The 14,062-nt window shown below is 35.9% G+C and carries 11 protein-coding genes; 4 read left to right on the top strand and 7 right to left on the bottom strand.

What is annotated here, in order from left to right; genetic code table 11:
* Nucleotides 1-946: 946 nt before the first annotated feature.
* Both RAH34_RS10305 and RAH34_RS10300 read right to left on the bottom strand, forming a co-directional pair.
* On the bottom strand, nucleotides 947-1,993 hold the full coding sequence (locus RAH34_RS10305) for a PA0069 family radical SAM protein (protein ID WP_306596061.1): 1,047 nt from the start codon (nucleotides 1,991-1,993) through the stop codon (nucleotides 947-949).
* A gap of 122 nt (nucleotides 1,994-2,115) precedes the next feature.
* Nucleotides 2,116-2,388 carry a hypothetical protein gene (locus RAH34_RS10300; protein WP_228411915.1) on the bottom strand — a complete coding sequence of 91 codons (273 nt, stop codon included), beginning with the start codon at nucleotides 2,386-2,388 and terminating at the stop codon, nucleotides 2,116-2,118.
* Nucleotides 2,389-2,484: 96 nt separating this feature from the next.
* Here RAH34_RS10300 and RAH34_RS10295 point away from each other — a divergent pair, with 96 nt between their 5' ends.
* Nucleotides 2,485-2,835 (top strand): hypothetical protein, encoded by a 351-nt coding sequence (locus RAH34_RS10295; protein WP_114819523.1) that lies wholly within the window; start codon nucleotides 2,485-2,487, stop codon nucleotides 2,833-2,835.
* Nucleotides 2,836-2,944: 109 nt separating this feature from the next.
* Here the strand turns inward: RAH34_RS10295 and RAH34_RS10290 are convergent, their stop codons facing one another.
* From RAH34_RS10290 to RAH34_RS10275, 4 genes are all read right to left on the bottom strand, one after another.
* On the bottom strand, nucleotides 2,945-5,596 hold the full coding sequence (locus RAH34_RS10290) for a hypothetical protein (protein ID WP_306596060.1): 2,652 nt from the start codon (nucleotides 5,594-5,596) through the stop codon (nucleotides 2,945-2,947).
* Between the two features lie 205 nt (nucleotides 5,597-5,801).
* Nucleotides 5,802-6,548, bottom strand: coding sequence for a T9SS type A sorting domain-containing protein (locus tag RAH34_RS10285; protein ID WP_306596059.1), 747 nt, complete (start codon nucleotides 6,546-6,548; stop codon nucleotides 5,802-5,804).
* Between the two features lie 57 nt (nucleotides 6,549-6,605).
* Nucleotides 6,606-8,480, bottom strand: a complete 1,875-nt coding sequence (locus RAH34_RS10280; RefSeq protein ID WP_114819526.1) for a T9SS-dependent choice-of-anchor J family protein — start codon at nucleotides 8,478-8,480, stop codon at nucleotides 6,606-6,608.
* Between the two features lie 35 nt (nucleotides 8,481-8,515).
* A complete protein-coding gene (locus RAH34_RS10275; RefSeq protein ID WP_306596058.1) occupies nucleotides 8,516-9,580 on the bottom strand; it encodes an Omp28-related outer membrane protein in 1,065 nt (354 codons plus the stop codon).
* A 201-nt stretch (nucleotides 9,581-9,781) separates the two neighbouring features.
* On the opposite strand from RAH34_RS10275, the gene RAH34_RS10270 reads away from it, so the two are divergent.
* Together RAH34_RS10270 and RAH34_RS10265 are read left to right on the top strand one after the other, a co-directional pair.
* Nucleotides 9,782-10,267, top strand: a complete 486-nt coding sequence (locus tag RAH34_RS10270; protein WP_306596057.1) for a TlpA disulfide reductase family protein — start codon at nucleotides 9,782-9,784, stop codon at nucleotides 10,265-10,267.
* Nucleotides 10,268-10,269: 2 nt separating this feature from the next.
* Nucleotides 10,270-11,922: a DUF6029 family protein gene (locus RAH34_RS10265; RefSeq protein ID WP_306596056.1), complete on the top strand. Its 1,653-nt coding sequence runs from the start codon at nucleotides 10,270-10,272 to the stop codon at nucleotides 11,920-11,922.
* 214 nt (nucleotides 11,923-12,136) lie between these two features.
* Here RAH34_RS10265 and RAH34_RS10260 read toward each other — a convergent pair whose 3' ends face one another.
* The gene (locus tag RAH34_RS10260; RefSeq protein ID WP_114819530.1) at nucleotides 12,137-12,934 is read right to left on the bottom strand and encodes a DUF2797 domain-containing protein; all 798 of its coding nucleotides are present in this window, start codon (nucleotides 12,932-12,934) and stop codon (nucleotides 12,137-12,139) included.
* A gap of 88 nt (nucleotides 12,935-13,022) precedes the next feature.
* Here RAH34_RS10260 and RAH34_RS10255 point away from each other — a divergent pair, with 88 nt between their 5' ends.
* Complete coding sequence (locus RAH34_RS10255; RefSeq protein ID WP_306596055.1) at nucleotides 13,023-14,051, top strand: GDP-mannose 4,6-dehydratase; 1,029 nt, start codon at nucleotides 13,023-13,025, stop codon at nucleotides 14,049-14,051.
* The last annotated feature ends 11 nt before the right edge of the window (nucleotides 14,052-14,062 follow it).

Raw genomic sequence — 14,062 nt, 5'->3', positions numbered from 1 at the left:
ATTGTTTATGCCTATCTAAAGGCTCTTCTGCGCTACTGAATGTCTTTCGTTTTTCAGTGGGGCAAAGATAGAAACTTCATATACTCTACGCAAGTTTATTTAACATAAATTTCATATTCGGAGCGGATTTTACCCTAATCAACTGGAAGGCAGGGTGAAAAATTTTAAACATTTGTTTGGAGGATGGGGTGAGAGCGTGGGAGGGTTGGAGAGTTTGAGCGTTGGAGAGGGTGAAAAGGGATGATTCGGGGTGCGGGATGCGGGGTTTGGGGTGATGATTGCCCACAGATCTCGCAGATTGACACAGAGAAGATGTTTGCTTTTATATTATATATAGAATGGGAAGAATGGGAAATGCTAAAGAATATATTTATATATAATATAGAGTGATAAGATTTAACTCGTATACGATAATTAATTACAATGCTTCGACTCAGCTCAGCATGACACGGCTAATACTAACTGCTAAAAGGCCTTAGACATTATACTGTTATTTTAATTCCTTTAAGACTCTTGTAAAGAAGTTGGGATTCCTGCGGAATGACACAATAGGAATAGAGATTTGTACTCAATACCCTGTTTCCATAGAACTCCAATGTTCCTTTTATACCTCGAAACCCGAAACTCAATAACCCGAACCTCATCATTCATCATTCATCATTCATCATTCATAATTTATAATTTATAATTTATAACTCCTCCTCCCCTAGCCCTGATAGTAATGGTTACCCCGCAGCTTGGGTGGGAGGGTGGGTGGGCGCGAGGAGTATGAATGGATAGCAGGATAAAGCTCCTGATTATTGGGTTGGAGAGTTTGAGAATTGGAGGGTTGGAGAGTAATAAAGTTTGGGGGTGGGTGGATAAAAGGGTTTGAGAGTGCGGGAAGAAGAATAAAGAGGTAAACTCTATTTTATGCTGTATATATTATACTATATATAAGGTAAGCTTAATCAAATAACCGTAGCTGCTGATCGCGAGTTCCTGTAAAATTTGCTGCTGAAAGCTTTGGAAACTCTTTGCCTTCAAAAAACTTCTTTTTGCCGATCTTAAAGGTGGTGTGAATCATTTCTGCAATATTCCCCTCTCCCTGTTGTCTTTCAAAATATCTTTTATCACCCAGTTTTCCACCCCGCATGGAGCGGATAAGGTTTAAAACTTTTTGTGCCCTATCCGGAAAATGGGTTTCAATCCAGTTCACAAAAACAGGTTCAACGGTATCATTTAACCGCACCAAGGTATATCCGAATCCTAAGGCTCCTGCATTGGAAATGGCTTTTAATATATTCAATGGTTCATCACTGTTGAGCCCGGGAATAATGGGAGCTACCATTACATGCACAGGAATATTATTTTCTGAAAGAATTTCCACAGCTTTTAATTTATTTTTTGCGGAACTTGTTCTCGGCTCCATCCTGCGCCTCAATTCTTCATTGATTGTCGGAATACTTAGAGAGACTGACACCAGATTTTGTTCTGCCATGGGTTTTAAAATATCGAGATCTCTCAGCACCAATGCATTTTTTGTCAGAATATTGACAGGATGCCTGTAATCCAGACAGAGCTGCAGTAATTTTCTGGTAATTTCAAATTGTCTTTCGGCCGGCTGATAGCAGTCGGTATTTCCGGACAATAGAATCGGGGCAGCTTTATAGCCTCTTTTTTGAAAAAATTTCTCCAGTAATTCGGGAGCATTTTTCTTTACCATGATTTTTCTTTCAAAGTCAATCCCGGCGCTATAACCCCAGTACTCGTGGGTAGGTCTTGCAAAGCAGTAAGAGCAGCCATGTTCGCATCCCTGGTAGGGATTCATGGAATATTCCATTGGAAGATCTTCGCTTTTAACCTGATTGACAATGGTTTTGGGAAACACTTCTGTAAAAGAAGTCTTTACCGTTTCGAAATCTTCATCTTCAGGTTCATAGGTATACCTGTCGAAACGATTGACAACGTTCCGCTGAGCTCCCTGACCTTTTATGAAATTTTCGTTTTGCATTCCGGTGTAAAATTAGAATGGAATTTTTATAAAATAATGAGTTTTAACATTAAAGTTTTCCACAAAAAAATCCAACACTTTCAAAAGCGTTGGATTTAAACATAATTAAATATATTTTTTTACTACTTCAGCGCGAATAATTCTACTCCATGAGTTTCATCATCATTATTTTTTTCATCAAAGTGTCTGTGATAGTCCGAATAGGAATCACTATATTTTTTATCTTTTTTAGTCAAAATTTTTTTAATGCTTATTAAACTTAATACTGCCAAAAGACCAACTCCCCCTGCCAGTAAAACTCCAACTTCTTTTTTCATATTTCTCTGATTTATTATTGATACCATTGCAAAAAGCATACCTATTTTATTTTTTTTAATTATAAATTTTGTTAACATTAAACTTTATTTTTAGGAAAATTGCAATCCGCTATTTTTCTTATATTTAAAGTCTGCAATGGTTTAATTATTGTACTTAAAAATAAAAATATTATTATGGAAAATCCAGAAAACATAGACAGAATGACGACCTTGAGCCAAGTAATGAAAACTCTCTCTGAAAGAGGAATACACAGGGAGTTCAGAATGAATGAAAAATGTGAAATGAAGTTTGAAAATTCTGACAAGGTGTATCAACCCTCTGAACTGGTGATTTTAAAAACCTATCGTTTCGAAGGAGACAGCAATCCTGATGATAATGCAGTGCTTTACGTAATCAAGGATAATGCAGGAAATCGTGGAATGATTATAGATTCTTACGGAGCGGACAGCAATTATCCTGGAGAAGAGTTCGATAAATTTTTAAGGGATATTCCTATTTTGGAAAGTGATGAATTCAATTTCTAGAAAATTCATCTTTTGTATATTGATTTTTTAAACCATTAAGTTCGTTTTATTACAATATTGCTTCTTCTTTTAATGGGCAATGGATAAGCAGACGTAATGGTTTAAAGAATTATTCTTCAGCCTTTTCCTTTTTCTTGAAAATATTATTCAGGAAGCCTTTCTTTTCTTTTTTCTCTACTTCCGGTTGGGGAGTTTCTTTTTTATTTTTTATTTCCTGTTTTATTTCTTTTACCGACTGCTTCATATCTTTCACGGAAGAAACCGCCTCTTTCACCTTTTTCTCTGTCTTTTCTACATTTTTACCAATCAGGGTTTTCTTTAATCCCTGTTCTATTCCTCTCCAGAAGAGATTAAAGAAAGACTTTGTAGGATCACGTTCCACATTTTCCACCGTAACAGCTTCCGGAAAGCTTCCTGAGTCTGATTTCAGAAAAATATTGGCAACTGCAGTCAGAAACCCTTTTTTCTCATGGTTATTCTTATTTAATACGGCAATTTTTAAGTCTTTATGTTTAAGATTAAAGGTGCCGTGTAATCCGGCAGGGTTTCCTTTAAAGCTAAAAAGCATTTCCTGAATAGTTCCTGCAGTAGCTGTCACATGAAGATAAGGCCTGATAAAGGGATTAATTCCGCTTGCAGGAAGATTGGACGTTTTTCCGGAGATCGCAAATCTATCATTCTGATCGGCTACATCAAAGTTCCAGTTGACAGAAAGTGGTGAGAGGTTCATGAAAGAACAATTGATTTTAATGTCCACTTTTGTGGGTTTTCCTTTTATTTTGGCAGAGTTCAGATTTTTAACATTCATATTAAAATTACTGAAGGTCAGTTTTCCGGGGCCCATACTTTCCGGAGTATCTTCTTCGTATACCAGGACAGAATTTTTGAGATCAAGGTTATGAACTGTCATTGGAATTTTAATAGAACGCAGCATTTTAGAATATAATGCTTTTATTTTTGGGTCGTCTTTAGGAATTTTACTTCTGAAAATATTGGCATTTGCAGACTCAATGTCTACCTGCGAAGCGTTTACCATTTTGTTGTGAGAAAACAGATCCCACTCTCCTTCTGCGCTAATTTGTCCGGCTTTTAAATCGTAGAGATCTCTCTCAACAGGTATCATTTTGATAAATTGGGCTCTTGAAACGAGAGGTTTCATGGCGAAATTATTAATCTGCACTTTATTTTTATTCAGCTTCAGAAGTCCCAGACTCATGTTGTAAAATTCTGTTTTATACGCAAAGTTTCTGGTGGTAATATAATAATCTTTCACTTTGAAGGACAGGCCCGGCTGATTAGGCTTAGGTGATAATTCAATATTATTTACAGTGGCATTAAGATCATGGAATGTTAAAGGCTGCTTTCCTTTGTCATAAGTAATATTTGAATTTTTTAAGGATGTTTTTCTTATGATAACCGAATTAATAATATTCGGCTTTGCAGATTTATCGGTGCTTTTTTCACCCGCTTTAAAAGTTCCGTTTACATTTTCTACAAGAAGATCTTTAAGATCAAGATTTATTTTTTTATCAACGAATTCCAGTTTATTGATATTAAAAGCAATATGGTTTGTTTTTAGCACCGCTGCAGCTTTTCCAGTTGCAGGATGCCCCGGCGTCAATACAACGTCCCATATTTCACCATTTGCAGGTTTCAATGCCAAGCTTCTTATTGTAATATTCTGGCTGTTGGAGTATTCAATATTCCTTCCTGCAATAGTAAAGTCTTTATATCCTATTGGAATAACCTGTTCAGATGTTTCTTTATTAAACATCAGCTGATTGATATTTACCGTAAGGCCCGCTACAGACAGAAGATTATTTCCATCCTGTTTTGTAACGTTTACTATGGCATTATTCAGCTTTATATTTTTTAAATCTACCTCAAAATTTGATTTTTTTTCAGCCTTTTTAGCTTTTACACCCGTGTTATAAATTTTCAGAACAGGGTTTTGGAAGCCTGCATTGTTGAGTGAAACTTTATTTTGGTTTAAAATAACATCCGTAAAATCCATTTTGGGCACTGCAAATTCAAATAACTGAGTTTTTTCAGGATAAAACTTTTTAAACTGAGCAAAAGAGAGCAGCGGAGTCAGTCTGAAATTCTCAACAGCCATCTGTCCATTACTTGTATTGATACTACTAATGGTAATGGCATATATTTTATCCGGACGGAAAAAGAACTTTTCTCCTTTGATGCTGTATTTGTCAAAAACAACGGGCAGTTTATTTTCTACAGACTCTTCTGTCATCTGCAAATTTTCTACAAACAGATCCAATTGCTGCACAGATAGAAATTTCTGTTTGGTATGTCTGAAAACAGAAATTTTACCTTCGTTGATCCTGATATTTTCAAATAAAACCGGATTTCTTTTCTTTCCGGTTTTTCGATCAATAGGCTTTGCCAGAATGACATTTAAAACAGGTTTTGCCAGCAGCAGATCTGACGAGCTGATTCTTTTATTAAAAACAGCATCATAAATTCCGAAACGGCTTATTTTCAAGGTATCAATAGTTCCCTGCAGCCCAATAACATCTGTATTTTGCGGATCTTTACTGTTAACTGAGATTCCTGTTGCAAAGATATTTCCGGTTCCCAGATCTACATCAAGGGTTTTATAGGAAACTTTATAAGCAGTATTCTTTTTTATATAGTCCGGAAGCTGGGTCTTAAGCCAGATATTTAGCCCGAAATTCGCAGCAAGAAGAATTACTGCCAGAATTCCGCAAACCATAAGTAACTTTTTAATCCATCTTTTCATATCGTGATTTTGCTAAATATAAGTTTAAATATAAGATTAATAAGTGTAAATTTTACTCTACTATATGTAGTAATATTAAAATCAATATAATCCATTACTTTTTTAAGATGAGCAGAATACTCCTGAATCTCAAAATAGCAAAAGACCGCCCCGTTGGAGACAGTCTTTTCCTTATGAAAAAAAATTTTTATTTCAGATTATGATATCATTCTTTGATTATTTTTTTCGAAAAGAGTTCTCCCTTATTATTTTTCAGGAAAACAACATAATTTCCAGACGCAAGTGAGGACACCTCTATTGCACCTTTTCCCTTTGTGATGTATCCTTCAGAAGCAATCCTTCCCTCCATGGTGTACACAATATAAGATATATTCTCGCTGGAAATGATATGGATTACAGATCTGACACGAGTGACAGGGATTTCAGCAAAAGATGCTGTATTTTTTTTCACATCCATTGCTGCCAATGTGGCATTTGGATTATACCTGTAAGTTAGTGTTACCGGCGTCCCGTATTCATTATTAAAGCCATCCACCATATAATATTTTATCATATAGTCAATTGGGAATGTTCCGGAGCCGGTATCAGAATTCCACATCGTATACCCACTTGAAACTTCAGAATTTGCGGGAATACTGATTGCAGGTTTGGAATTTCCTGGATAAACTGCTCCTAAAATTATAAATGGCAGGCATGTATTCTGGTAACAGAATTGAAAACTACTTCCGTCGGCATTAATAATATTCATAACCTTTGCACGAACATTAATAGGAACAGCAGAGTTGTTTTTAATTTTATAGTGTAAGGTTGCCAGATTTTCATCCACGCTGTTATAAGTAATAACGCTTCCGTCATTTATTGGTGTCCCGTCTTCTTTTGCCAAAGCAAGCTGCGCTTTCCCATAAAAAGAGATAAAAACAGACAGAAATATAATGTAATTAATATTTTTCATAATTTTTAATTTATAAAACCGGGAAGCTATATCGCAAGCTTCCCGGATTGTGAGAAATTACTTAATAATTAACTTTTTAGTAACTGGTTCCGTATCTTTTTCTTTAATGGAAACCAGATAAGTTCCTTTTACTAAATCGTGTACAGAAATTGGAGTATTAGGCTCTACATCTTCTTTTTCAAGAATTATTCTTCCCGTAACATCAAGAATTTTAATGTTTACTTTTCCTTTTCCGTTAATTTTAAAATAGTCTTTTGCAGGATTAGGGTATAATGTATGTTCGTTATCTGTCTTTTCAGCAGCATGAACGCCTAATGTCCCGTTTATGGCAAATGGTCCTGCCGCATTCACTATTTCGCCGGTTATACCATCCAATAAAAGCAAAACAACTTTTATTTTATCCAGATTATAAGCGGTTGGAATATTTGCTGTAAATGTGTAGTTTACAACCTGTCCGTCAGTTATTGAAGCAGGTATAGATCCAGCTTGCCCGGCATATCCTCCCAACAGCATTCTGCCTACATGATCATACACCATATCGGCAGCTGGTATAGGATTAGGCTTACTTTCATATCCGTCCATAGGTCCGGCTCCTCCTCCGGCATAATAGTTTTTCTGATTGTATCCCGAAGTTGTTCCTTTTACTTCATTTTCTACAACTACTGCCGCTAATCTGAAGTTAGCATTTGTAAAATTGGTTCTGAAAACAGCAGATGCATTGAATGTTAAAGTTCTTCCTGCTAAAGAAGCTGTTGCATTTAATGCAGCCGGAACAATCATTGGTTTTCTGTCATTAATAAACTCAGAAAAATCAGGACCAACACTTTGTCTGAGAAGACTTCTGTCCACATTCATGCCAGGAAAGCTATTAAAGTTTGCTCCCGTATTATATTCAGCCAACATCATGGGATCGCTGTTGTGTACAGCAATTCCTATGAAATCATTAGGAAAACTGGTTTCTGCATTATGCATTCCTACTGCTCCTCGCGGACACCAGCCACACCATGTTCCCGTACCTTCTTCAATTACTACTTTTTTAGGCGAATTCTGGCTGACACTATTAAATGGGACTGAAAGTGTATTGTCTGCAGGAGTAGCATCCGCTGCTCCGTTGACTCCGGTGATAGATACTGCTATATTTTTATTGACGACTGTAGGATAATTTACAGCAACCGAATGCGTAATTACTTTTTCCTGCCCTGCATCTAAAGGTGTTGCTAATGCTATTACTGCGGAATGATCTGTCCCATCATTCCAGTTAAGGGTGACGTTATTAATACTTTGTAGTCCATTATTTTTTACAGTTGTTTTGATAAAATAATCCGTATTGATTACTCCATATCGATTTAAAGATAAATTTGTAAGGGCTACATCATAATCTGCAAGACTTTTGACTTTTATATTATCCAAAATGAGATAATATTGATCTGTACAGTCATAATGTCTGAAAGAAATATAAACTTGCTGCCCAATAAAGGGACTTACATTGATCACTCTGCTTTGAAAGCCACCTGCTGCCACAGTTTCTGTATACACAGGGGTGGAAGCAGTAATAGCTCCTGAAACGTTGGTTGTCGTAACATATACAGAATATTTTTCGTTTGGATAATTAGAATGAGTTGCCAAATTATAAACCAGATAAGCATTAGAAGCAGTAACAGAACTTAAGTCAATAATTGGTGAGGTAATCAAATTATTTGGAGTAAGAGCTATATTATTACTATCATCATAAGAATAAGAAACAAGAGATCCGTTTCCAAACCCTGCATTTATACTGGAAGCATTTGCATTAATCCATTGTTTCCCATCACCGTCAATATCAGTACTCACCCATCCGTTGAGCCCTGTAGTATTAAAATCCTGACTGTAATAAGTCTGTGAGTAGTGTATCCCGAATATCAGGATACACATCGTAAATAAAATCTTTTTCATTTGTTTTAAAATTTAAGTTTAGTATATAATAAGTTTTATAAAAATTCATAGGTGTTGGTTATCCCTATCTTTTCTTCTCTCACATTCAATACGGTTCCATTACCATCCATTACCATCACAATAATTTTAAGATGATCACGGTTGTAATCTGAAGGAATAGAGTATTGAAATGTTCTTGAGTATTCGTTGGAAATTTCTGTCTGGGAGCCTGGAATATTTTCCCCTGCCACTGATGAGGTCAATTTATTCCGTAAAACATTGTGGTGTACATAATCATAAATGATAGGAGCTCCTAAAGCAGGAACATAGTTTTTCTGTTTACCTACCAGTTCATCCTCTACAATAAATGCGGCCATTTTAAGTCCTGAAAAACTTTGGGCAAACGAAATCCGGGCATCGATATTCAACGTATTGCCCGAAACAGCAGAGCCTATTTTTATTCCTATTTTACTGAATGCTTTTAACTGAGACAATGGCAATGACATATCTGTATAATTCTCAGTATCATCCCACATCGTATTTCTGTTAATGAACATTGTGGGCCAGCCCAGATCTACCCCGGTTACATTTTTAAACTGCTCTACTTCAGTACTTACGGTATTCGACCACGGATCCTGACCGCTCGGGCCATGAATCCCGATAAAGACGAAACCATCATCAGTCTGTAATTTCAGATTTTTTGCTCTGGCCCCTGCACGGGTACAGTTTCCACACCAGGTACCGGTAAAGTCTTCGTATAGAATTCTGTGCTTAAAATTAACCCCGTCATTGATAACAGCATTTACTGAAATAGGGTTTACCGGAAGGTTTTTATAGGCAGCCCGAACGGTATAAACACCTTTCTCTGCAGGAGTATAGACATTTCCATTGATTGGGTGGTCATTAACAAAAATCTCACTTTCTGCAGTAATGTCATTATTGAGATTATCTTTTACTTTGAAAGTAAAGGTTTTGCCCAACAATTTCTCGTTACCTCCTTCTGAAGAAACCGTAAGATAGGTAACTACATTATCTCCTTCGTCACTCATAGATCCCTTACAGGAAGCCAGTAACAAAAAAAATAAAATCACACAATTTTGAAATAATAACTTTTTTTTCATTTTAATTTGAATTTTTTAATGTGTTTTTTAAAAAAATGAGGCTTTACATATGTGATGTTAATAAATCAATTTAAAATTTCAACTTTCATATTTTGATAAAATCAATATATTAGATAAAACAATAAATAATTCGCATTGAAATTACACAATTTATTATATATTAGCAAATAAAATAGATGTTTAATTATTAAAAATAATATCATGTTGAAAGTAATCTTATCTGGCTTTTTATTTCTTTATGTAAGTTTTTGTTACGCTCAGGATCTCCCCAATGTTTCAGTAAACACATTGTCCGGTGACAGAATTAATTTTTCCAAAATAGATTCTTCCCATCCTGTTGTTGTTAGTTTTTGGGCTACCTGGTGCCTTCCGTGTATGGAGGAGCTTACTGCCATTAATGACAAATACGAGGATTGGCACAAGGAAAGCCAATTTACCTTATTGGCAGCTGCTACAGATGATGCCCGCACAGTTTCAAAAGTAAAAACACTTGTTAAAAGCAAAGGATGGCCATACACCGTATTGTTGGACTCTAATCAAACCCTTAAGAGAGCTTTAAATATCAATAGTATCCCCCACGTCATCATTATTCATAAGGGCAAGGTGGTATATTCACACATAGGTTATTCTCCCGGGGATGAGGATGAACTGATAAAGAAGATTAAAGAATACAATACCGGCAATTAATTATGCAAAAGAAATTATTTTATGGTGCTGCTTTACTGGCAAGTGTTAATCTTTTCAGTCAACTCTCTGTAAATCTGGAATCCAATTCGCAATACTATGTAGATGACAGTAAGGTAAAACTCTCTGAAACTGAAAAAGATCAAAGATTCAGATCAAACAATTATCTGAATGTCAGCTACAAACTGAACAAATTCACAGTTGGAGCGCAGCTTGAATCTTATGAACCTAAGGCTTTGCTTAATTACTCTCCTGTGCTGAATAAAACCAATCTTGGAACTTACTTTATCAGCTACAATAATGAAAAAGCAGGAATTGATGCTTCGTTGGGGCATTTTTATGAGCAATTCGGAAGTGGTTTAGCTTTGCGGGTATGGGAAGATAAACAGCTAGGGATTGCTAATTCTTTGTTGGGAGGTAAAATAAAATATACGGACCCCAGCCAAACCATCACTTTAAAAGCCCTATTAGGAAAGCAGAGATTAGGGTTTGATCTATCTAAAGGATTGATTATGGGACTGGATGCAGAACTGAAACTGGATAATATGATAAAGGTAAAGGATCTTTCCACAAGTATAGGATTCAGCTATGTCAATAAATATGAAGACAATAAGGACAATACCATATTCCCTAAAGATGTCAGTATTTATTCATCCAGAATTAAAATGGAATATTCGAAACTAGCAATGGAACTCGAATATCTTTATAAAACCAAAGACAACATTAAGCAAATCAATGTACTGGATCCGAATAATATATTTTCCGGCAATGCTTTCCTGCTAAATCTTTCTTATGCCACAGACCGTTTTGGGATTATTGCGGGGCTAAGAAGGCTGGAAAATTTTAATTTTTATTCGCAACGGGATCAAATCGGAAATATTTACCATAATTCCGTCCTGAATTACATTCCTTCGCTCACCAAACAATATGATTATAGCCTGGCCAATATTTATGTATATCAGGCACAGCCAAGGCTATCATTCCTTCCTCAAAAGAAGTCCGGAGAAATAGGTTCTCAATTTGATATTTTCTATAAAATCAAAAAAGGAACATTACTGGGTGGAAAATACGGTACAGATCTCTCTCTGAATATTTCAAACTGGTATGGATTAAAAGGAACATACAGATCGTACATCAATGATATTCGGGACTATAAAACTGATTTTCTTGCATTAGGAGAAAAGTATTATGCAGATCAAAGCCTTGATATCAGAACCAGACTGAAAGACAAATGGAAAATAGGATTGGTACTTATCAATCAGTACTACAACACCCAAAGAGTTGAAGAAACAAGCGGCGAGGTAAAAGCACAAACCATCGTTCTGGATAATATTTACAGGTTTTCCAAAAGCTCCATGAAACTAGAACTGCAGCACCAGTGGGCAAACGGCTACCATGGAAATTGGGCAGCTGGTCTTTTTGAATATAATTTCAACAAAAACTGGTCGGTTTTTGCAAACGATCTTTATAATTACGGAAATTCCGACAAGGAAAAACAAATGCATTATTATACCGGTGGGCTGGTATTTCGAAAAAATGCTACAAGAATTCAGGCTTCTTATGGCAGACAGAGAGGCGGGCTGCTTTGTGTTGGTGGCGTTTGCAGATTTGTTCCGGAAAGTGCCGGTTTTTCATTAGGAGTAAGCACCAGTTATTAAAGTACAATGATGATATCCATTTAGTAATACAGGCCATGAAATTCAGAAATTGAGTTTTATTAATTCTGCTATTGAGGAGAGTAATCAACATGTCTGTTTCAGGATAAATATCTAAAGTGAACTACAAAAAATTCCGGGAAAAATACAGGGTTAATCATTATATCCGATAAAATCTTAGCTTAGAATATCAGATATTCTAAGCTAAGATTTATGTTTAACTTTTTATTCCCAGTTCTATTACGTACCCTTCATGCCCTCTCACATTGATGAAATTCCCCCCATCGAACCCGAGATACTGACCTTTAATACCTGTAAGCCTTCCGGTAAATTCCGGTTTTTTATCTAATGTAAATGACGAAACTTTTTCCGGTTTTTCAAAAGGATAATCAAACATCCACAGTTCTTCACCTTCACTATAAAATTTCTGGAAGTCGTTTGGAAAATATTCTTTTATCTTTTGTCGGAAATCAGCGAGATCTACTTCTCCTTCAAAATCATCCTGCAGCATCTTTCTCCAGTTGGTTTTATCCGCCAGATGTTCTTTCAATGCGACCTCTATCATTCCTGCTTCATAGCGGTTCTCTGTTCTTGCGATGGGCAATGCAAAAGTTGCCCCCTGATCAATCCATCGTGTAGGAATCTGTGTATTTCTGGTTACTCCAACTTTTACATCTCCGGTGTAAGCCAGATAAACAGTGTGTGGCTGTAGCTGAATTTGTTTTTCAACTTCAAGATCTCGCTCTGCAACTCCTAAATGTGCTGTAGAAAGTTCCGGGCGGATAATGGTATCGCTTGCATAAGGGCTTTCAAAAAAACAGTTTTTGCAGAATCCCATTCTATAAATCGGTTTATTTTCACCACAATTTACACACTGAAAGCCTGTATGTTTTATACTTAACTCCTTTCCAAACAGCTCATTCATGTGGATCAGATCTCCGGAAAGATTGAGATAGTATTGGATTGGCTTAGCATCATAGCTTGTCATCTTTAAAATTTGCCCTTGAAACTGCATATTATATTTATATTACTTTTTTAAGTAAATTTAATGATTATATTTTTCAAAAGTAAAATTTATATTTTTGTGCTAATAAAAAATACAAATGGTTTATCTTGTAACAGGCGGTAGTGGGTTCATCGGTTCCCATTTAGTTGAACGATTATTAAGAAATGGACATTCTGTCATAAACATTGACAATTTTGATGATTTCTATGACTATAAGGTAAAAATTAAAAATACTTTAGAGTCAATCGGTAAAAATTCGGATTTTGAATTCTCAGATAAAGAGACAGATATTCCGCGTTTGGTTTCCCTCACTCATTCTGACCAATATTCCCTCTATTGGCAGGATATCCGTGATAAAAAAGGTCTTGAAAACATCTTTAAGAATCATCATATTGATATGGTGATTCATCTGGCAGCACTTGCTGGTGTACGGCCCTCTATTGAACGTCCTCTGGAGTACGAAGAAGTAAATGTACGCGGTACTATGAATCTTTGGGAACTGTGTAAGGATTTTACTATTAAAAAATTCATTTGTGCATCCTCTTCAAGTGTTTATGGAAATAATGAAAAAATTCCTTTTGCTGAAACGGACAATGTAGACAATCCTATCTCACCTTATGCGGCAACCAAGAAAAGTGGAGAGGTTATAGGACACGTTTACCATAATCTCTATCATATAGATATGATCCAGCTCAGGTTCTTTACAGTATATGGACCGAGACAGAGACCTGACCTTGCTATACACAAGTTTACGAAGCTTATTTCGGAGAATCAGGAAATTCCTTTCTATGGCGATGGGAACACAGCCAGAGACTATACTTATATAGATGATATTATAGATGGAATTACCAAGTCTATCCTGTATCTGGAGCACCATTCCGGAGTTTATGAAATCGTGAATCTCGGTGAAAACCAGGTAATCACTTTATCTGAGATGGTGAAAACTATAGAAACAGCACTTGGACAAACTGCCATCAAAAAAATTCTGCCAATGCAGCCGGGAGATGTCACAAAAACAAATGCCGATATTACCAAAGCACAGGATTTAATAGGGTATAAACCGGCCACAAACTTCCAAAATGGCATAAAAAAATTTGTGGAATGGTTTTTGAGAAAACGACAATAAGTAAATTGCTG

Source organism: Chryseobacterium sp. WLY505 (genome assembly GCF_030846215.1).
GTDB lineage: Bacteria > Bacteroidota > Bacteroidia > Flavobacteriales > Weeksellaceae > Chryseobacterium.
This window is presented reverse-complemented; position numbering and strand designations above follow the sequence as displayed.

What these genes read in the sequence shown, in the direction of transcription:
- RAH34_RS10305 (WP_306596061.1), bottom strand. Translation starts at nt 1,993, where the DNA reads ATGCAAAACGAAAATTTCATAAAAGGTCAGGGAGCTCAGCGGAACGTT.
- RAH34_RS10300 (WP_228411915.1), bottom strand. Translation starts at nt 2,388, where the DNA reads ATGTTAACAAAATTTATAATTAAAAAAAATAAAATAGGTATGCTTTTT.
- RAH34_RS10295 (WP_114819523.1), top strand. Translation starts at nt 2,485, where the DNA reads ATGGAAAATCCAGAAAACATAGACAGAATGACGACCTTGAGCCAAGTA.
- RAH34_RS10290 (WP_306596060.1), bottom strand. Translation starts at nt 5,596, where the DNA reads ATGAAAAGATGGATTAAAAAGTTACTTATGGTTTGCGGAATTCTGGCA.
- RAH34_RS10285 (WP_306596059.1), bottom strand. Translation starts at nt 6,548, where the DNA reads ATGAAAAATATTAATTACATTATATTTCTGTCTGTTTTTATCTCTTTT.
- RAH34_RS10280 (WP_114819526.1), bottom strand. Translation starts at nt 8,480, where the DNA reads ATGAAAAAGATTTTATTTACGATGTGTATCCTGATATTCGGGATACAC.
- RAH34_RS10275 (WP_306596058.1), bottom strand. Translation starts at nt 9,580, where the DNA reads ATGAAAAAAAAGTTATTATTTCAAAATTGTGTGATTTTATTTTTTTTG.
- RAH34_RS10270 (WP_306596057.1), top strand. Translation starts at nt 9,782, where the DNA reads ATGTTGAAAGTAATCTTATCTGGCTTTTTATTTCTTTATGTAAGTTTT.
- RAH34_RS10265 (WP_306596056.1), top strand. Translation starts at nt 10,270, where the DNA reads ATGCAAAAGAAATTATTTTATGGTGCTGCTTTACTGGCAAGTGTTAAT.
- RAH34_RS10260 (WP_114819530.1), bottom strand. Translation starts at nt 12,934, where the DNA reads ATGCAGTTTCAAGGGCAAATTTTAAAGATGACAAGCTATGATGCTAAG.
- RAH34_RS10255 (WP_306596055.1), top strand. Translation starts at nt 13,023, where the DNA reads ATGGTTTATCTTGTAACAGGCGGTAGTGGGTTCATCGGTTCCCATTTA.